Here is a 16901-nt window from a genome sequence, read left to right on the forward strand (position 1 = left end):
AAAGGAGAACCGATGTCCTTCCTCATAGTCCTGGCCGCGCTGGCCTTCCTGATGTTTGCCGCCTACCGTGGCTACAGCGTCATCCTGTTTGCGCCCATCGCCGCGCTCGGCGCGGTGCTGCTGACCGAGCCCGCCGCCGTGGCGCCGGTCTTTTCGGGCATCTTCATGGAGAAGATGGTCGGGTTCGTCAAACTGTATTTCCCGGTCTTCCTGCTCGGCGCCGTGTTCGGCAAGGTGATCGAGCTGTCGGGCTTCTCTGAGTCCATCGTGGCCGCGGCCATCCGCTATATCGGCCGCTCGCGCGCCAACGCGGTGATCGTCGCGGTATGCGCGCTGCTGACCTACGGCGGCGTGTCGCTGTTCGTGGTGGTGTTCGCGGTCTACCCCTTCGCCGCGGAGCTTTACCGCCAGAGCAATATTCCCAAGCGGCTGATGCCGGGCGCCATCGCGCTGGGCGCGTTTTCCTTCACCATGGATTCGCTGCCGGGCACGCCGCAGATCCAGAACATCATCCCCACCACCTTCTTCAAGACCACCTCATGGGCCGCGCCGGTGCTGGGCGTGCTCGGCTCGCTGTTCATCATCGCGGTCGGCCTGTCTTACCTGGAGTGGCGCCGGCGCGGCGCCGCGGCACGCGGCGAGGGCTACGGCACGGACCTGCGCAACGAACCCGAGCGCAGCCACGGCGGGCATCTGCCGCACCCGGCGCTGGCGCTGCTGCCGCTGGTGGTGGTGGGCGTGGCCAATTTCGCGCTCACGCGCATGATTCCGCAGTGGTATGGCAGCAGCTACAGCGTGCCCCTGCCCGGGCTGGCCAAGCCCGTGGAAACGCAGATCGCCACCGTGACCGCGATCTGGGCGGTGGAGGCGGCGCTGCTGCTGGGCATCCTGGTGGTGCTGGCGACCGCCTTTGGCGCGGTGCGCGAGCGCTTTGCCGAGGGCAGCAAGAGCGCGATCGGCGGCGCGCTGCTGGCCGCCATGAATACGGCCTCCGAGTACGGCTTCGGCGGCGTGATCGCCGCCCTGCCGGGCTTCCTGGTGGTCAGCGATGCGCTCAAGAGCATCCCCAACCCGCTGGTCAACGCCGCCGTCTCGGTCAGCACGCTGGCCGGTATCACCGGTTCGGCCTCGGGCGGCATGAGCATTGCGCTGGCCGCCATGTCGGACACCTTCATCCAGGGCGCCCAGGCCGCCGGCATCCCGCTCGATGTGCTGCACCGGGTAGTGTCGATGGCCAGCGGCGGCATGGACACGCTGCCGCACAACGGCGCCGTGATCACCCTGCTGGCGGTGACGGGGCTGACGCACCGGGAATCCTATCGCGACATCTTCGCCGTCACCTTGATCAAGACGCTGGCGGTATTCTTCGTGATCTCTGTCTACTACGCTTCCGGCCTGGTATGACCGGCGCGGACGGCGTAGCACTCCTTGTGCATCGCGCCGTCCTTACCTAGTGTGGGTGGGTAAGCGGGCGGTGCATGCGCGCACGCCAAGGCACATGCCAGCCGCCCCGCCTCCTCCACTGGAATCCCGCATGAAGACTGTAAGTCTGCCCGGCGGCCATGCCGTTCCCGCGCTCGGCATGGGCACCTGGAATATGGGCGAGAAGCCGGCCGCGCGCGCGGAGGAACTCGCCACGCTGCGGCTTGGACTGGATCTCGGCCTGGGCCTGATCGATACGGCCGAGATGTATGGCGAAGGCCGCGCCGAGGAACTGGTGGGGGAAGCCATCGCCGGGCGGCGCGACGAAGTCTTCCTGGTCAGCAAGGTCTATCCGCACAATGCCGGGCGCAGCGGCGCGGTGGCCGCCTGCGAGCGCAGCCTGCGCCGGCTTGGCACCGACCGCATCGACCTGTACCTGCTGCACTGGCGCGGCGGCGTGCCGCTGGCCGAGACCGTGGAAGCCTTCATGGCGCTGCAGAAAGCCGGCAAGATCCGCCACTTCGGCGTCAGCAATCTCGACCTCGGCGACATGCAGGAACTGATGCGCGTGAAGGGCGGCGAACGGGTCGCCGTGAACCAGGTGCTCTACAACCTCACGCGCCGCGGCATCGAATGGGACCTGTTGCCCTGGCTGCGCCAGCACCGCGTGCCGCTGATGGCGTACTCGCCGATCGAGCAGGCCACGCTGCTGCGCAATCCCCGCCTGACGCGATTTGCCGCGGAACATGGCATCGGTCCGGCCCAGGCCGCGCTGGCCTGGCTGCTGGCCCAGGAGGAGGTCATCGCGATCCCCAAGACCAGCCACCGCGAACGGCTGCGCGAGAACCACGGCGCGCTGGCGCTGCGCTTGTCGCCGCAGCAGCTGGCCGCGCTGGACGCCGCTTTCCCGCCACCGCGAGGCCCGCGCCCGCTGGAGATGTTGTGATGTGCCGGCGCCGCCGCCGTATCACGGCCAGCGCCGTAGCGCCCCGTTCATGCCAGCCGCAGGAGCCCCCGCCATGACCATCGACTACGACGCCATCATCATCGGCACCGGCCAGGCCGGCCCTCCGCTGGCGGCGCGCCTGGCCGCCGCCGGCCAGAAGGTGGCCGTGATCGAGCGCCAGGCGTTCGGCGGCACCTGCGTCAACAATGGCTGCATTCCCACCAAGACCATGGTGGCGAGCGCCTACGCTGCCCAGCTGGCGCGGCGCGGCGCCGAGTTCGGCGTGGTGTCCGCCGGCCCTGTGACTGTCGACATGGCGCGCGTCAAGGCGCGCAAGGACGGCGTGGTGGGAAAGTCCAGGCACGGCGTGGAAACCTGGATGCGCGCGCTGGACCACGGCACGGTGTATCTCGGCCACGCCCGCTTCGAGGGGCCGGACACCGTGCGCGTGAACGACACCCTACTGCGGGCCGGCAGGATCTTCATCAATGTGGGCGGGCGCGCCGCCGCGCCGCCGATGCCCGGGCTGGACCGGGTGGACTACCTGACCAATGCCGGCATGATGGGCCTCGACCGGCTGCCGCGGCACCTGCTGGTGGTCGGCGGCAGCTATGTCGGGCTGGAGTTCGGGCAGATGTTCCGCCGCTTCGGCAGCGAGGTCACCATCGTGCAGCGCGGCCCGCGCCTGATCGAGCGGGAGGACCCCGACGTATCGGACGCCGTGCGCGACATCCTCGCCGCCGAAGGCATCGGCCTGCGCCTGAACGCCGAGTGCATCGCACTGGAGCAGCGCGGTGGCGATGTCGTGGTGAAGATGGATTGCGCGCAGGGCGCGCCCGAGGTCGCCGGCTCGCACGTGCTGCTGGCGGTGGGCCGCCGCCCCAATACCGACGATCTCGGCCTCGACCGCGCCGGCGTGACGCTGGACGCCCGCGGCTATATCCAGGTCGATGAGCAACTGCGCACCAATGTGCCCGGCATCTGGGCGCTGGGCGACTGCAACGGCCGTGGCGCCTTCACCCATACCGCCTACAACGACTTCGAGATCGTCGCCGCCAACCTGCTGGATGCGGCGCAGGGCGGGCCCGCCCGCACCGTCGGCGACCGTATCCCGGCCTACGCGCTGTACACCGATCCGCCGCTCGGACGGGTGGGCATGACCGAGCGCGAGGCCCGGCAATCCGGGCGCGGGGTGCTGGCGGGCATGCGCCCGATGACCCGGGTGGGCCGCGCGGTGGAAAAAGGAGAAACGCAGGGCTTCATGAAGATCCTGGTCGATGCCGGCAGCCGCGAGATCCTCGGCGCGGCGGTGCTGGGCGTGGGCGGCGACGAGGTGATCCACGGCATCCTCGACACCATGTATGCGCGCGCGCCGTACACGGTGCTGCAGCGCGCCATGCATATCCATCCCACCGTATCCGAACTGATACCGACCATGCTGGGCGAACTGCACGCGCTGGAACCGGCACAGCCCGCATCACCCGGCTGATCCGGGATCCCTGCCGCCCGGCGTGCCCTGGCGCTCAGCGCCGCGGCGCCGGCGCCGCGCGCTCGCCCAGGTACACCAGCAGCAGTTCGTCGGCGGTGATGCGGCGCAGCCTGGCCTCGCGGCCGATGGCGCGCTCCAGTTCGGAGCGCTGGAAGGCTTCCACGCTCATGCCGGCGGCACGCGCATGGCGTTCGGTGATGGCCTTGAGCAGCGATACCACTTCGGGGTTATCGGCCAGGAAGCGCTCGTGGGCAAGTTGCAGGCGTTCGGGGGAAAGCGTCATCGGGAAGGAAACCGCAATAGGATGGGGAGCGTGGGTGGGATCCGGCGGCCGCGCCGGCGACCCCGCATTACACCACAGCAGCGCAGGCACGCCTCGCTGCCGCGATGCCATGCCCCACGCCTAGTGCAACCTGGCGTTGTAGCGCTCGCGCTCGACGTAGCGAAGCAGGTAGTTGCGGGTCTTGGCTTCGGTATCCCGGCTCACGCGGTCGGCGGCCTGGCGCGCGCTGTCGCGGCCATGCGAGGACACCATCTGGGCATCGAGGTATTGGCGAAAAGCGGTGCGCATGGCATCCAGCCGCGGCTGGCACGCCTTGAGCGCCGTGCCCACCAGGTCCTGCGGCGAGGCGGCGCCAGCCACGCCGGCATCGGTCTGGTCCTTGGCGCAAGTGCTGTAGTCGGCGCGCAGCGATTGCCACTGCGCGTTGGCGTCGCTGGCGGCTTGCGGGTCGGCGGGCGTATGCGAGGCACACGCGGCGGCCAGAAGCGTCGCGGGGATGAGGGCGAGAACGAATTTCATGACCGATGGACCGGTCGCGCTCGGCTGGGTTCCGCGCCGATACAAAACCGGCACGGCTGTCGCGCGCACGCCACGCCTTTGTAGGACGGGTCCGCACCAAAATGCAGTCGCCGTCCTACAGCTTTTGGACAGCAGCCTTAGTATATTTCTACAGAAACGGGAGACGCGTCTTCGCGGCATTCCAGCAAAGCCCGAAGCCAGGCTTGCGAAGCGATTTCACATTTCTAAAAGTGCCGATTACGCCTATCCTTGATCAATAGGGGCGTGAAGGACGCTCCGGAGCATAGACGCAGTATGCTGAGATTGAGGTAAACAATCAGGAGAGTGAGTATGGAACGCAGATCGTTTCTGACGGTAGGGGCTGGGCTGGTACTGGCATCTTCGGCCCTGCTGGGCGCCTGCACCACCACACCCGAAGCACCCACGGACAAGTCGGCCAAGCGCCGCGAAATCGACGGCGGTGTGGACGGCGCGCTCAACAAGCTGTACGACACGGCCAAGGGCTCGCGCGAACTCGCCAACCGTGCGCGCGGCATCCTGGTCTTCCCCAACACCATCTCGGCCGGCTTCGTGGTGGGCGGCGAGTACGGCGACGGCGCGCTGCGCGCGGGCAGCGCCAACCGCGGCTATTACCGCATCATCTCGGGCTCGGTCGGCTGGCAGATCGGCGCGCAGTCCAAAGCCATCATCCTGATGTTCATGACGCAGGATGCGCTCGACAAGTTCGTCGCCAGCCAGGGCTGGACGGCCGGCGTGGACGCCACCGTGGCGGTAGCCAAGGTCGGCGCGAACGGCACGCTGGACACCAATACGGCCCAGCAGCCCGTGGTCGGCTTCGTGGTCACCAATGCGGGCCTGATGGCCGGCCTGTCCCTGGAAGGCTCGAAGATCAGCAAGCTCGACCTCTGAGACAGCGCGGGGCGCCGGCCTGGCGCCGACGCGCAGATGGGGCCGGTTTGCGCGGGCAATCCGGCCCCGCTTGTTTTCCGCACATCGCCGCGCAGCCACCCGGCCGCCGCCGCTTGTTCACGCATTGTTACCGCATGCGACACGCTAACCGGCTAGAATCCGTCCCTTTGGCCGAATTCCCATGTGGTTCAAGAATCTCCAGCTGCACCGTCTGTCCGCACCGTGGTCCCTCGCCGCCGACGAGGTTGAAGCCTGCCTGGCGCGCCACGCCTTCTTCCCTGGCACCAGCCTCGAGATGCAAACCCAGGGCTGGGCCTCGCCGCGTGAAAACGGCGCCCTGGTGCACCAGGTCGGCAAGCAGATGCTGCTGACCATGCGCACCGAGAAAAAACTGCTGCCCTCCACCGTGGTCAACCAGGTGACCAAGGCACGCGCCGCCGAACTGGAAGAGCAGCAGGGCTTCAAGCCGGGCCGCAAGCAGATGCGCGAGCTCAAGGAGCAGATCACCGAGGAACTGCTGCCGCGCGCCTTCAGCATCCGCCGCGACACCCGCGTATGGATCGACCCGGTCAACGGCTGGCTGGCCATCGATGCCGCCGCCCCCGCCAAGGCCGACGAAGTGCGCGGCCTGCTGTTCAAGGCCATCGACCCGCTGCCGCTGGTCAACCTGCAGGTCAACCAGTCCCCGGTCGCCGCCATGACCGACTGGCTGGCCACCGATACCGCGCCGGCCGGCTTCACCGTCGACCAGGAAATGGAACTGCAGTCGAGCGCCGAGAGCAAGGCCACGGTGCGCTATGTGCGCCATCCGCTGGACGCGGAAGACCTGCGCCGCCATATCGCCGCCGGCAAGCGCTGCACGCGCCTGGCCATGACCTGGAACGACCGCGTGTCCTTCGTGCTCACCGAGTCGCTGACGATCAAGCGGGTGGCCCCGCTGGACGTGATCAAGGAACAGGCAGGCGCCAGCGCCCGCGACGAGGACGAACGCTTCGACGGCGACTTCACCATGATGGCCGGCGAACTGGCCAGCATGCTGACGGACCTGACCGAAGCGCTGGGCGGCGAACGCAAGGCTTGAGACGGGCACGCCAAGCGAAGCCGGCAGGAGGCGCCGAAGCCGCCTGAAGTGCCGGACGGCTGCGCGCCCTCTCCCTTCATGGAGAGAGGACCGGAGAGAAGGGCGGCTCAGCCAGGAGCCACTGGAAGCGAAGCCTGCGGTTTTGTCCAGCGTGCGACGCCATTGGAAACGCCCGCCCTCTCCCCCGCCCACCAGCAGAAGCGGGGCGAACGCCACCGCATGGCAACAGCCAAAGCCCCCCGGGCGCGGCACTCGCACGGCCGTCCGGTGCGCCAACACCCGCAAACCCTGAGCACCCCCGCGATTCGCCCCGGTGTTCAGGGCTTTTGCATGCCGCCCTGCCCGGCCGCCGCTGCATAGCCCAGCAACGCACTTGCCGCCTGCGCCTCCCGGCGCACCGCGATGGCGATCGGCCCGTCCACCGCCGCATCGAAACCGCCCGTCGCGCCCAATGCCGTGATCACCCCGCCGATGCGCCCCGTGTAGTCGTACAACGGCGCCGCCACCGCGCTGATGCCCTTCAGGTTGGTGTCCCGCACCGCCGAGCACCCCGCTGCCTGCACTTCGCGGCGCAGCACGCCGATCGGGTCGGCGGCATCCAGTTCCGCGCGCAGCTCGGCGGGCGCCGCCGCGAGCTCCGCCTCCGCCATCGCGCGCACGGCCGGCTCGTCCAGCATGCCCAGGAACATGCGCCCGGTGGCCGACCACAGCAGGGGCATCACCGACCCCACCCGCACATTCACCGTCACCGGCAGCCCGGGCTCCTCGAAGCGCACGATGGTCGGCCCCTTGTTGCCCATCACGGCCACGAAGCAGGTCACGCCCAGGCTCTCGCGCAAGCGGATCAGCGAGGGCTCCGCCACGCGGATGGGATCGACCTGCCGCATTGCCGCCAGTCCGATCAGCATGGCTTCCGGGCCGAGGAAATACTGCTGCGAACTGGCTTCCTGCGCCACCAGGCCCTCGTCGACCAGGCTTGCCAGGTAGCGGTGCACCTTGGCCGGGCTTTCGCCGACATGGGCCGCCAGTGCGGTCAGGGCGGCGCGCCCGCCGAGCCGGGCCAGGCCCTTGAGCACGGCCATGCCGGTCTGGGCCGACTGCACGCGCTGCCGGCGCTCGTGCGCGGGCGGTCCGGCAGGCAGATCTGCGCGGGTGGGATCGGGTGATGTCTTCATGGGCGGAGATTCTAGTGCGGCGGCAGCCGCCCCGTCAGGCCGGCGGCCTGGAGGCGCTGCCGCGCCCACGTTAACCCGCATCGCCAAATTACGCAATGCGTATATCATTTACGCATAACAGCGTCCGAGAGCCATGTACTCCCGGCCTGCACGAGCAAGACCAAAAACCAAAAACTATAAAACCGGAAACAGGAGACAAGATGATCGCAATCCGTAGATTCATGGCCGTGGGGCTGAGCCTGGCGGCCCTCCCCTGGCTGGCGGCGACGGCAGCCGCCGAGCCCGCCTTCCCGTCCAAGCCGGTCCGCTGGGTGGTGCCATACGCGGCGGGTGGCGGCTCGGACTTCCTGGCGCGATCGATCGGCCAGGCGCTCTCGGCCCGGCTGGGCCAGCCGGTCGTGGTGGACAACAAGCCCGGCGGCAATACCGCCATTGCCGCAGCCGAAACCGCGCGTGCCCCAGCCGACGGCTATACGGTGCTGTCGGCGGACAACGGCACGCTGGTGTTCAACCCGGCGCTGTACAAGACCCTTTCCTACAACCCGGCCAAGGACCTGGCGCCGGTCACGCTGCTGGGCCGCTTCCCGATGATCCTGGTGGTGGGCCCGGGCATGAACGTCAGCAATGTGCAGGAGTTCATCGCCAGGGCGAAAGCCAGGCCGGGCGGCATCGACTACGCCTCCGCCGGTGCCGGCAGCCCGCACCATCTCGCGATGGAATTGCTCAAGGTGGAAGCCGGACTGAACATGGTCCATGCGCCCTACCGCGGCGCGGCGCCCGCGCTGGCCGACGTGGCCGGCGGGCAGATCCCGGCCATGATGGTCGACCTCGCCGCCGGCGCGGGTTTCATCAAGGGCGGCAAGGTCAAGGCGCTGGCCGTGGCCAACCCCACCCGCCTGCCGCAATTGCCGGACGTGCCGACCTTCGCCGAGGCGGGCTACAAGAACGTGGAGGCCGCGGCGCTGGTGGGCATGGTGGTACCGGCGGGCACGCCGCCCGACATCGTCGCCACGCTGAACAGGCAGGTCGTGGCCGCCATCAGGGAGCCGGCCGTCAACAAGCGGCTGGTGGACTTCGGCGTGGAACCGGTGGGCAATACCCCGGCGCAATACGCCGACCTGCTGCGCAGCGAGACCACGCGCTGGCACAAGCTGATCCGCGACCTGAAGATCACGCTCGACTGATCGCCCGCCCCCGTGGCATCCCGTACCAGCCAACCGTACAACGCATACCGGAGCAAGCAGACATGGCCAGCGCCACCCCAGATCCACAAGCCTCGGGATGTCCCGTCGACCACCGCCTGCCGGCGGCGCAGCGCACGCCCACCGGTTGCCCGGTCAGCCGGGACGCGGCCGGTTTCGATCCTTTCGAGGATGGCTACCAGCAGGATCCGCCCGAATACGTGCGCTGGGCGCGCGAGCGGGAGCCGGTCTTCTACAGCCCGAAACTCGGCTACTGGGTGGCGACGCGCTACGACGATATCAAGGCCATCTTCCGCGACAACCTGACCTTCAGTCCGTCCATCGCGCTCGAGAAGATCACCCCGACCGGCCCCGAGGCCAACGCCGTGCTTGCCTCCTACGGCTATGCGATGAACCGCACGCTGGTCAACGAGGACGAGCCCGCGCACATGCCGCGCCGCCGCGTGCTGATGGCGCCCTTCACGCCGGAAGAACTCAGGCACCACGAACCCATGGTGCGCCAGCTCGCGCGCACCTACGTCGACCGCTTTATCGACGACGGCCGCGCCGACCTGGTCGACCAGATGCTGTGGGAAGTGCCCCTGACCGTGGCGCTGCATTTCCTCGGCGTGCCCGAGGAAGACATGGACCTGCTGCGCAAGTATTCCATCGCGCATACCGTCAATACCTGGGGCCGGCCGAAGCCGGAAGAACAGGTGGAAGTCGCGCACGCCGTGGGCAACTTCTGGCAGCTGGCGGGCAAGATACTCGACAAGATGCGGCAGGACCCGTCCGGCCCGGGCTGGATGCGCTACGGCATCCGCAAACAGAAGGAACACCCGGACATCGTCACCGATTCCTATCTGCATTCGATGATGATGGCCGGCATCGTCGCCGCGCACGAAACCACCGCCAATGCGACGGCCAATGCCGTCAAGCTGCTGCTGCAGCATCCGCTCGCGTGGCGGGAGATCTGCGAGGATCCCGGCCTGATCCCGAACGCGGTCGAGGAATGCCTGCGCCATAACGGCTCCGTGGCGGCCTGGCGGCGCCTTGCCACGCGCGACGTGCAGGTCGGCGGCGTGGACATTCCGGCCGGCTCGAAGCTGCTGATCGTCACCTCGTCGGCCAATCACGATGAAGGCCACTTCGCCGACGCCGATCTGTTCGATATCCGCCGCGAGAACGCCAGCGACCAGCTCACCTTCGGCTACGGCTCCCACCAGTGCATGGGCAAGAACCTGGCGCGCATGGAAATGCAGATCTTCCTGGAGGAACTCACGCGCCGCCTGCCGCATATGCGCCTGGCGGAGCAACGGTTCAGCTACCTGCCCAACACCTCCTTCCGCGGTCCCGAGCACGTGTGGGTGGAGTGGGACCCGGAACGCAACCCCGAGCGCAGCGATCCGGCTCGGCTGGACGCGCAGGTGCCGGTGCGTATCGGCGAGCCCTCCGGGCATGCGCTCAGCCGGCCGGTGGCAGTGCAAAGCGTGACGCGCGCGGCCGACGGCGTCGTCCGGCTGCGGCTGGTCTCGCCCGATGGCCGCGCGCTGCCGCGCTGGGCGCCCGGCTCGCATATCGACATCGAATGCGGCAACACGGGCCTGTCGCGGCAATACTCGCTGTGCGGAGATCCGGCCGACACCGGCGCGCTGGAAATCGCCGTACTGAAGGAAGCGCAGGGCCGGGGCGGTTCCGCCTGGATCCACGACGCCGTGAAGGCCGGCGATGTGCTGAAGATCCGCGGCCCGCGCAATCACTTCCGGCTGGACGAAAGCGCGGGCAAGCTGATCCTGATCGCCGGCGGCATCGGCATTACGCCTGTCAGCGCCATGGCACGCCGGGCGAAGGCGCTCGGCATCGACTACGCCCTGCACTACAGCGGACGTTCGCGTTCGTCCATGGCGCTGCTCGACGAACTCGCCGCGCTGCACGGCGAGCGCCTGCATGTCTACGCGAAGGACGAGGGACGCCGCAATGATTTACAAGCCCTGCTCGGCCAGCCCGAGCCGGACACGCAGGTCTATGCCTGCGGCCCGGCGCGCATGCTCTCGGCGCTGCAGGACTGCTGCGCCGGATGGCCCGGCGACGCACTGCGCATCGAGCATTTCGAATCGGCGCTGGGCACGCTCGATCCCGCCACGGAAGACGCCTTCGAGGTCGAACTGAAGGATTCCGGCATCGTCGTCACGGTGGCGGCGGACCAGACCCTGCTGGCCGCGCTGCGCGCCGCCAATATCGATATGCAGAGCGATTGCGAGGAGGGCCTGTGCGGTTCCTGCGAAGTACGCGTGCTGGCCGGCGAAGTCGATCATCGCGACGTGGTGCTCACACGCGCGGAGCGCGAAGCCCATACGAAGATGATGGCCTGCTGCTCGCGCGCCAGGTGCAGGCGGCTCGTGCTGGAACTCTGAACGGCGGCGCCGTGCGCGCCGCCGCCGCATGGATGGCTTATTTCACGCGCAGGCGCTTGAGCGCTTCCAGCGCGTATTCGCTATCCTGCTCGGCCGCCAGGCGATACCATCGCACCGCTTCCCTGGTGTCCTTCTTCACGCCCAGGCCGATCTCAAAGAGCCGGCCGAGCCGGTACTGCGCATCGTCATCGCCCTGGTCGGCAGCCAGCCGGTACCAGCGCGCGGCCTCCTTGCCATCGCGGCGGGTCCCTTCGCCGAATTCGCACATATAACCGGCGTTGAACTGTGCCATGGCGTAGCCCTGCTCGCCCGACTTCACCAGCAACTGGAAGGCGCTCTTGTGGTCCTGCGCCACGCCTTCGCCATTGTAGTAAGCCATGCCGAGGTTGTATTGCCCTTCCGGCATGCCCTGGTCGGCCGCCTTGCGGTACCACGAAGCGGCCTTGGCGGGATCCGCTTCGACCAGTTCGCCCGTGGCATACAGCGTGCCCAGGTGGTTCTGGGAACGCGCCCAGCCCTGCGCGGCCGCCTTGCGATACCAGCGCAGCGCTTCCTGCTCGTCCTGCTGCACCCCGGCGCCGCTGGCGTACATGAAGGCGACCTTGTGCTGCGCGTCGGGGTTGCCCTGCTTGGCGAACGGCAGCAGTTCCTTGAAGGCGACCTGGTAGTTCTCGGCCTGGTAAGCGGCGACGCCTTGTTCGAACCCCGCCCAGGCGGTGGGAGCAGCAGCCAGGAGCAGCGCGCAGAACACGGCGCGCATGCAACGTTTGATCATGTTGAGCCTTTCGTCTTTCGTCAATGTGATGGCCATGCCGGAGCGGGTAGCGGCACCCGGATCCGGCACAGGAACGCAATGATACTTCCAGCGCACAAACCACCACAATCCATCGATGCCTTGAAAGACGCCGGGACCGACGGCCCGAAGACCTCGGGTCCTTGAGGACTTGAGGACTTGAGGACTTGAGGACTTGAAGACGCAAGGCACCGAGGCATCGGTGCCGCCTGGCCCGCTTTCTTAGCCGCCCTGCTCCGCCGCCAGCCGCGCGTCGATGGCCTGTGCCCGCGCCACCGCGGGGCGCGCGTTGATCCGCGCGGTATAGGCCTGCACCACCGGCGTCGCCTCGATCAGCTTGAACATGGTGATCCAGGTCAGCGCGGTGCCCCACAGCACGTCGGCGGCGGTAAAGGTGTCGCCGAGCAGGTAAGGCCCCTTTTCCAGTTGCCCCAGCAGCGTGCCGACGGTGGTATCGAAGTCGCCATAGGGGCACATGCTGCGCGGCGTCTCGCGCTGTTGCGAGTGGTCGATCAGGGCCGGCTCGAAGCACGAACCGTAGAAAGCCAGCCAGCGCAGGTAGGGCCCGCGCAGCGGATCGGTCAGCGCCGGCGCGAGCCCCGCCTGCGGGAACAGGTCGGCAAGGAAGATGAACACCGCTGGCTGCTCGGTCACCAGCGCGTCGCCATAGCGGATGGCCGGCACCTTGCCCATCGGGTTGATGGCCAGGTAGGCAGGCTCGCGCTGCTCGCCGGCCTTCATATTGAGCGGGTGCAGACGGTAGGGCACGCCCAGCTCCTCGAGCAGGACCAGCGTGCCGGTGGAACGCGTATTGGGCGAATGGAAAAGCGTGATTTCGGGCTGTGACATGGCTATGGCTCCTGGGGGAAAGGGGAAGGGGAAAGCAACCGGGCAGGCCGGCGCATGCGATGCGGGCGAGCCTGCGGGCGCGGCCGCTACAGGCTGGCGCCGGTGTAACGGGCCTCGGGCATGGTTGTCTCCGATAGAATCCGGTGGATTTGCCGAAGCCAACAGTTTTACACCCATCGCCTATGGCCAGATTGGAAAAACGCGACGCGCCGCAGACGGCATCCGTGCTTGCGCCTGTCACTGCCGAGCCCAAGGGCATCGTCGACCCGCTGGCCACCGGGCGGCGCATCCGGCTGGCCCGGTATCTGCCGTCCGAGGCGCTGGCGCCCTTCGTCGAGCATTACTGGATCGTCGAATGGAAGCTCGCGGGGCAGCCGGCCGAGATGCAGCGGGTATTGCCCTACCCCAACGCCAACCTGGTGTTCGAGCACGGCCAGACCGCCATCTTCGGCGTGGTGCGCGGCGCCTTCGACCGCAAGCTGGAAGGGGCGGGCCATGTCCTCGGGGTGCGCTTCCGCGTGGGCGGGCTGCGCCCGCTGCTGGACGAACCCTTGTCTGCCCTGACCGACACCGCGCGCCACGCGCACCCGCTGCTGGGCTGCGGGGAACGCCATGCCGAGGCGCAGGTGCTGGGTGCCGGCGACGACCAGGCCATGGTGCTCGCCGCCGAATCCCTGCTGTCCGGCGCCGGCAAGCTGCCCGCGCCCGACCCCACGGTGGACCTGCTGCAGGGCGTGATGGCGCATGCAGCCAGCGCCGACGGCCCCGCCAGCGTGGAAGCGCTGGCGCAATACGCGGGCATGGGCGTGCGGGCCTTGCAGCGGCTGTTCCAGGAGTATGTGGGGGTGTCGCCCAAATGGGTGCTGCGCCGCTACCGCCTGCAGGAAGCGGCATGGCGCCTGACGCGGGGCGAGCCGGTCGGACTGGCGCAGCTGGCCGCCGATCTCGGCTACTTCGACCAGGCCCACCTGACCAGGGACTTCACGCGCCTGGTAGGCGTGTCGCCAGGCGACTACCAGCGCTCGCAGCAGGCCCCCGCAAGCGATCGGTGACCCACCTGGCGCCGGCCCCTGTCAGTTGGAGCCGGGCTCGGCGCCCGGCTCCCGGATATGCTCGGCCAGGTAGTCGATCAACGCCCTGACCTTCGGCGGCAGGAAGCGGTTGGGCGGATAGAGCAGCCAGACCGAGCCCACGTAGGCCCGCGCCTGCAGCTCCCAGTCGGCCAGCACCGGCACCAGCCCGCCGCTGCGCAGCGCCGCAGCCGCGGCAAACTCCGGCAGGCTGGCGATGCCGAAGTCCTGCTGCGCCGCTTCAAGCCGCGCGCCGGCGTGGTTGGCGATATAGCGCCCTTTCACTTCCACCGTAAGCGTTTCGGCATCGCGGCGGAACCGCCAGCGGTTATCGTCCGTGGTTTCGCCGAGGTACAGGCAATCGTGGTGGGCGAGATCGCGCGGGTGGGCCGGCGTGCCGCGCGCGCGCAAATACGACGGCGCCGCGCACAGCACCCAGCGCACCGTGCGCAGCCGCCGGCCGGCAAGGCCCGGCGGCGGCTGCCCGGTCAGCCGGATCACCAGGTCGAGATCGCCGGCCAGGGGATCGACGTCGTGGTCCGTAAACAGCAGTTGCAGGTCGATCTCCGCGTAGGTGCGCAGGAAGCCCGGCACCAGCGGATGGATCACCGTCTTCGCGAACGCGGTCGGCGCACTCAGGCTGACCCGCCCCTGCGGCCGCGCGGCGAGGTGGCCTGCGGCGTCGACCGCCTCCGACGCGGCGCTCACCACATCGCGGCAGTACCGGTACACCTGCGCGCCGGATTCCGTCACGCGCACCTTGCGGGTGGAGCGCTCCAGCAGACGCGTCGCCAGGGCTTCCTCCAGCCGCCGGATCTGGCGGCTGACCGTGGACGGCGTGCTGCCGAGCTGGCGCGCGGCCACGGAGAAGTTGCCGGCATCGACGACTCTGGCAAACACGGCCATGTCGGGCAGCAGGGCGAAGAGTTCGGTCGGGTTCATGGCGGGATCGCGTGGGCGCGCTGGATTAATGCATCTGCGACATAAAAGCTTTGCATGACACCCCGATTATCACCGTCAATGCAAAGCCCGACAATGCGGAACCGCTATCCCCGAGTGCCGCGCCATGCCCAGACAAAAACGCCTGCTGCTGTTGTCCGACCTGATGCTGCTCGCGGTTGCCGTGGTCTGGGGCAGCAGCTACGGCGTGGTCAAGAGCGCGCTCGTGTTCTACCCCGTGCTGGGCTTGCTGGCGCTGCGCTTCGGCATCACCTTCGTCGTGCTGTCGCCCACGCTGGCCAGGCTGCGCCATGCCGACCGCGCCGCGCTGCGCGGCGTGCTGGGCACCGGCGTGCTGCTGCTGGGCATCTTCCTGTGCGAGACCTTCGGCGTACTGCTCACGCGCGCGGCCAACGCGGCCTTCCTGATCAGCCTGTGCGTGGTGCTGACGCCGCTGGTCGAATGGTTGCTGCTCCAGCGCAGGCCGGGCGCCATCGAATGGGCCGCGGTGGCCCTCTCGCTGCTGGGCGCGTGGCTGCTGGCGGGCGACGGCGAGTTCGTCCTCAATCCCGGCGACGGACTGATCCTGGCCGCGGCGGCGTTGCGGGCGCTGATGGTGTGCGTGACCAAGCGCGTGATGCGCGCGGCGCCCATGCCGGCCCTGACGGTGACGGCGGTGCAATCGGGCGTGGTGGCGCTCGGCAGCGCGGCCGCGGCGCTGGTGTTGGTGCCTGCGCAGTGGCAACCCATGCCGTCGCTCTCCGGCCACCTGGCATTCTGGGGCTGCGTGCTGTGGCTGGTCGTCGCCTGTACGCTGTTCGCATTCTTTGCGCAGAACTACGCCATCAAGCGCAGCCGCCCGACGCGCGTGGCCTTGCTGATGGGCAGCGAACCGGCGTTTGGCGCGCTGTTCGCGAGCTTGTGGCTGGGGGAAAGGATCCCGGCCACCGCGTGGGCCGGCGGTGGCCTGATCGTCGCGGCCTCGCTGCTGGCCACGGTGCGCTGGCGCAAGCCGGTGGCCATCGATGCGCCGCAAGGCTCGCAGGCGTAGCCGCTTTCGCTGCTGCCGTCTATCCTGCAAAGCAGCGTGGCGTGCAGAAAGGCGCAGCGCGTTGCCCCGTGGAGCCCAAGTGCCGCCTTCCAGCGTGCGCGCCGGCCCTTCAAGCCACATCCGGGAGCTTGCGACATGGCCATCCAACTCAACCACACCATCGTGTTTTCTCGCGACAAGCATGAGTCCGCGGCATTTTTCTGCGAGATCCTTGGACGCCCGGCGCCGGTGCCGTTCGGCCCCTTCCTGGCGGTGCGGATGGACAACGACGTCACCCTTGACTTCATGGACACGCAAGGAGAGGTCGCGCTGCAGCACTATGCCTTCCTGGTTGGCGACGCCGAGTTCGACGAGAGCTTCGAGCGCATCCGGGCACGCCAGCTCACCTACTGGGCCGACCCGTACCGGCGCCGCCCGGGCGAGGTCAACACGGATGACGGCGGCCGCAGGATCTACTTCGAGGATCCGAGCCTGCACTTCCTCGAGATATTCACGCGCGGGTGAGGCCTCGCCTTTGCAGCGGGCCGGTGCACGGCATCAACGAATTCAAGTATCAGGACACCAGGCTGCGCCGGCTTCCGGTGCCAGTGGGTCTGCCGGCGGCACGGCCCTCCGGCTACGTCAGGCGTCTCGGCCTGGAAAACGCGGACCGATCACTCGCCCCACGCTATACTCACCGCGTCGCCGCACCTTCGGCGACCGGGTTTAGCAGCCCGAATACGTAGGCGGACGACCGCCAAGCGGCGGTGTTTTTCGTCCGTCACGCCTTCGCACGTCCCT

16 protein-coding genes are annotated in these 16901 nt (G+C 68.5%); 10 read left to right on the plus strand and 6 right to left on the minus strand.

Annotated elements, in window-relative coordinates:
• Window positions 1–12 precede the first annotated feature (12 nt).
• From AC3FOF_RS22780 to AC3FOF_RS22790, 3 genes are all read left to right on the plus strand, one after another.
• Entirely contained in the window at window positions 13–1404 is a 1392-nt protein-coding gene (locus tag AC3FOF_RS22780; protein WP_276267268.1) for a GntP family permease, read from the plus strand.
• 130 nt (window positions 1405–1534) lie between these two features.
• Window positions 1535–2368, plus strand: coding sequence for an aldo/keto reductase (locus AC3FOF_RS22785; RefSeq protein WP_017230970.1), 834 nt, complete (start codon window positions 1535–1537; stop codon window positions 2366–2368).
• Window positions 2369–2441: 73 nt separating this feature from the next.
• A complete protein-coding gene (locus AC3FOF_RS22790) occupies window positions 2442–3857 on the plus strand; it encodes an FAD-containing oxidoreductase (protein ID WP_488727860.1) in 1416 nt (471 codons plus the stop codon).
• A 34-nt stretch (window positions 3858–3891) separates the two neighbouring features.
• Here AC3FOF_RS22790 and AC3FOF_RS22795 read toward each other — a convergent pair whose 3' ends face one another.
• Together AC3FOF_RS22795 and AC3FOF_RS22800 are read right to left on the minus strand one after the other, a co-directional pair.
• Window positions 3892–4140: a DUF6388 family protein gene (locus AC3FOF_RS22795; protein ID WP_017228751.1), complete on the minus strand. Its 249-nt coding sequence runs from the start codon at window positions 4138–4140 to the stop codon at window positions 3892–3894.
• A 120-nt stretch (window positions 4141–4260) separates the two neighbouring features.
• Window positions 4261–4659 carry a hypothetical protein gene (locus tag AC3FOF_RS22800; RefSeq protein ID WP_276267266.1) on the minus strand — a complete coding sequence of 133 codons (399 nt, stop codon included), beginning with the start codon at window positions 4657–4659 and terminating at the stop codon, window positions 4261–4263.
• Window positions 4660–4989: 330 nt separating this feature from the next.
• On the opposite strand from AC3FOF_RS22800, the gene AC3FOF_RS22805 reads away from it, so the two are divergent.
• Both AC3FOF_RS22805 and AC3FOF_RS22810 read left to right on the plus strand, forming a co-directional pair.
• On the plus strand, window positions 4990–5568 hold the full coding sequence (locus AC3FOF_RS22805; RefSeq protein ID WP_488727861.1) for a BPSL1445 family SYLF domain-containing lipoprotein: 579 nt from the start codon (window positions 4990–4992) through the stop codon (window positions 5566–5568).
• A gap of 181 nt (window positions 5569–5749) precedes the next feature.
• Window positions 5750–6649, plus strand: a complete 900-nt coding sequence (locus AC3FOF_RS22810; RefSeq protein ID WP_276267265.1) for a recombination-associated protein RdgC — start codon at window positions 5750–5752, stop codon at window positions 6647–6649.
• A 317-nt stretch (window positions 6650–6966) separates the two neighbouring features.
• Here the strand turns inward: AC3FOF_RS22810 and AC3FOF_RS22815 are convergent, their stop codons facing one another.
• Window positions 6967–7824, minus strand: a complete 858-nt coding sequence (locus tag AC3FOF_RS22815) for an IclR family transcriptional regulator (RefSeq protein ID WP_276265124.1) — start codon at window positions 7822–7824, stop codon at window positions 6967–6969.
• 200 nt (window positions 7825–8024) lie between these two features.
• Here AC3FOF_RS22815 and AC3FOF_RS22820 point away from each other — a divergent pair, with 200 nt between their 5' ends.
• Window positions 8025–9008: a Bug family tripartite tricarboxylate transporter substrate binding protein gene (locus AC3FOF_RS22820; RefSeq protein ID WP_488727862.1), complete on the plus strand. Its 984-nt coding sequence runs from the start codon at window positions 8025–8027 to the stop codon at window positions 9006–9008.
• A gap of 62 nt (window positions 9009–9070) precedes the next feature.
• Entirely contained in the window at window positions 9071–11419 is a 2349-nt protein-coding gene (locus tag AC3FOF_RS22825) for a cytochrome P450/oxidoreductase (protein WP_488727863.1), read from the plus strand.
• Between the two features lie 37 nt (window positions 11420–11456).
• Here AC3FOF_RS22825 and AC3FOF_RS22830 read toward each other — a convergent pair whose 3' ends face one another.
• Together AC3FOF_RS22830 and AC3FOF_RS22835 are read right to left on the minus strand one after the other, a co-directional pair.
• Window positions 11457–12194 (minus strand): tetratricopeptide repeat protein, encoded by a 738-nt coding sequence (locus AC3FOF_RS22830; protein WP_488727864.1) that lies wholly within the window; start codon window positions 12192–12194, stop codon window positions 11457–11459.
• Between the two features lie 240 nt (window positions 12195–12434).
• Window positions 12435–13061 carry a glutathione S-transferase family protein gene (locus tag AC3FOF_RS22835; protein WP_017228759.1) on the minus strand — a complete coding sequence of 209 codons (627 nt, stop codon included), beginning with the start codon at window positions 13059–13061 and terminating at the stop codon, window positions 12435–12437.
• A gap of 224 nt (window positions 13062–13285) precedes the next feature.
• On the opposite strand from AC3FOF_RS22835, the gene AC3FOF_RS22840 reads away from it, so the two are divergent.
• Window positions 13286–14113, plus strand: a complete 828-nt coding sequence (locus tag AC3FOF_RS22840; protein ID WP_488727865.1) for an AraC family transcriptional regulator — start codon at window positions 13286–13288, stop codon at window positions 14111–14113.
• Between the two features lie 21 nt (window positions 14114–14134).
• On the opposite strand, the gene AC3FOF_RS22845 is transcribed toward AC3FOF_RS22840, so the two are convergent.
• The gene (locus AC3FOF_RS22845; RefSeq protein WP_488727866.1) at window positions 14135–15073 is read right to left on the minus strand and encodes a LysR family transcriptional regulator; all 939 of its coding nucleotides are present in this window, start codon (window positions 15071–15073) and stop codon (window positions 14135–14137) included.
• 124 nt (window positions 15074–15197) lie between these two features.
• Here AC3FOF_RS22845 and AC3FOF_RS22850 point away from each other — a divergent pair, with 124 nt between their 5' ends.
• On the plus strand, window positions 15198–16121 hold the full coding sequence (locus AC3FOF_RS22850) for a DMT family transporter (protein WP_276265130.1): 924 nt from the start codon (window positions 15198–15200) through the stop codon (window positions 16119–16121).
• Window positions 16122–16256: 135 nt separating this feature from the next.
• Window positions 16257–16625, plus strand: a complete 369-nt coding sequence (locus tag AC3FOF_RS22855; RefSeq protein ID WP_276265131.1) for a VOC family protein — start codon at window positions 16257–16259, stop codon at window positions 16623–16625.
• Window positions 16626–16901 lie beyond the last annotated feature (276 nt).

Source organism: Cupriavidus sp. 96C5-1, from assembly GCF_057798855.1.

Bases quoted from the DNA above. Each gene is read 5' to 3' on its own strand.
- AC3FOF_RS22780 (WP_276267268.1), top strand. From the start codon at position 13: ATGTCCTTCCTCATAGTCCTGGCCGCGCTGGCCTTCCTGATGTTTGCC.
- AC3FOF_RS22785 (WP_017230970.1), top strand. From the start codon at position 1,535: ATGAAGACTGTAAGTCTGCCCGGCGGCCATGCCGTTCCCGCGCTCGGC.
- AC3FOF_RS22790 (WP_488727860.1), top strand. From the start codon at position 2,442: ATGACCATCGACTACGACGCCATCATCATCGGCACCGGCCAGGCCGGC.
- AC3FOF_RS22795 (WP_017228751.1), bottom strand. From the start codon at position 4,140: ATGACGCTTTCCCCCGAACGCCTGCAACTTGCCCACGAGCGCTTCCTG.
- AC3FOF_RS22800 (WP_276267266.1), bottom strand. From the start codon at position 4,659: ATGAAATTCGTTCTCGCCCTCATCCCCGCGACGCTTCTGGCCGCCGCG.
- AC3FOF_RS22805 (WP_488727861.1), top strand. From the start codon at position 4,990: ATGGAACGCAGATCGTTTCTGACGGTAGGGGCTGGGCTGGTACTGGCA.
- AC3FOF_RS22810 (WP_276267265.1), top strand. From the start codon at position 5,750: ATGTGGTTCAAGAATCTCCAGCTGCACCGTCTGTCCGCACCGTGGTCC.
- AC3FOF_RS22815 (WP_276265124.1), bottom strand. From the start codon at position 7,824: ATGAAGACATCACCCGATCCCACCCGCGCAGATCTGCCTGCCGGACCG.
- AC3FOF_RS22820 (WP_488727862.1), top strand. From the start codon at position 8,025: ATGATCGCAATCCGTAGATTCATGGCCGTGGGGCTGAGCCTGGCGGCC.
- AC3FOF_RS22825 (WP_488727863.1), top strand. From the start codon at position 9,071: ATGGCCAGCGCCACCCCAGATCCACAAGCCTCGGGATGTCCCGTCGAC.
- AC3FOF_RS22830 (WP_488727864.1), bottom strand. From the start codon at position 12,194: ATGATCAAACGTTGCATGCGCGCCGTGTTCTGCGCGCTGCTCCTGGCT.
- AC3FOF_RS22835 (WP_017228759.1), bottom strand. From the start codon at position 13,061: ATGTCACAGCCCGAAATCACGCTTTTCCATTCGCCCAATACGCGTTCC.
- AC3FOF_RS22845 (WP_488727866.1), bottom strand. From the start codon at position 15,073: ATGAACCCGACCGAACTCTTCGCCCTGCTGCCCGACATGGCCGTGTTT.
- AC3FOF_RS22850 (WP_276265130.1), top strand. From the start codon at position 15,198: ATGCCCAGACAAAAACGCCTGCTGCTGTTGTCCGACCTGATGCTGCTC.
- AC3FOF_RS22855 (WP_276265131.1), top strand. From the start codon at position 16,257: ATGGCCATCCAACTCAACCACACCATCGTGTTTTCTCGCGACAAGCAT.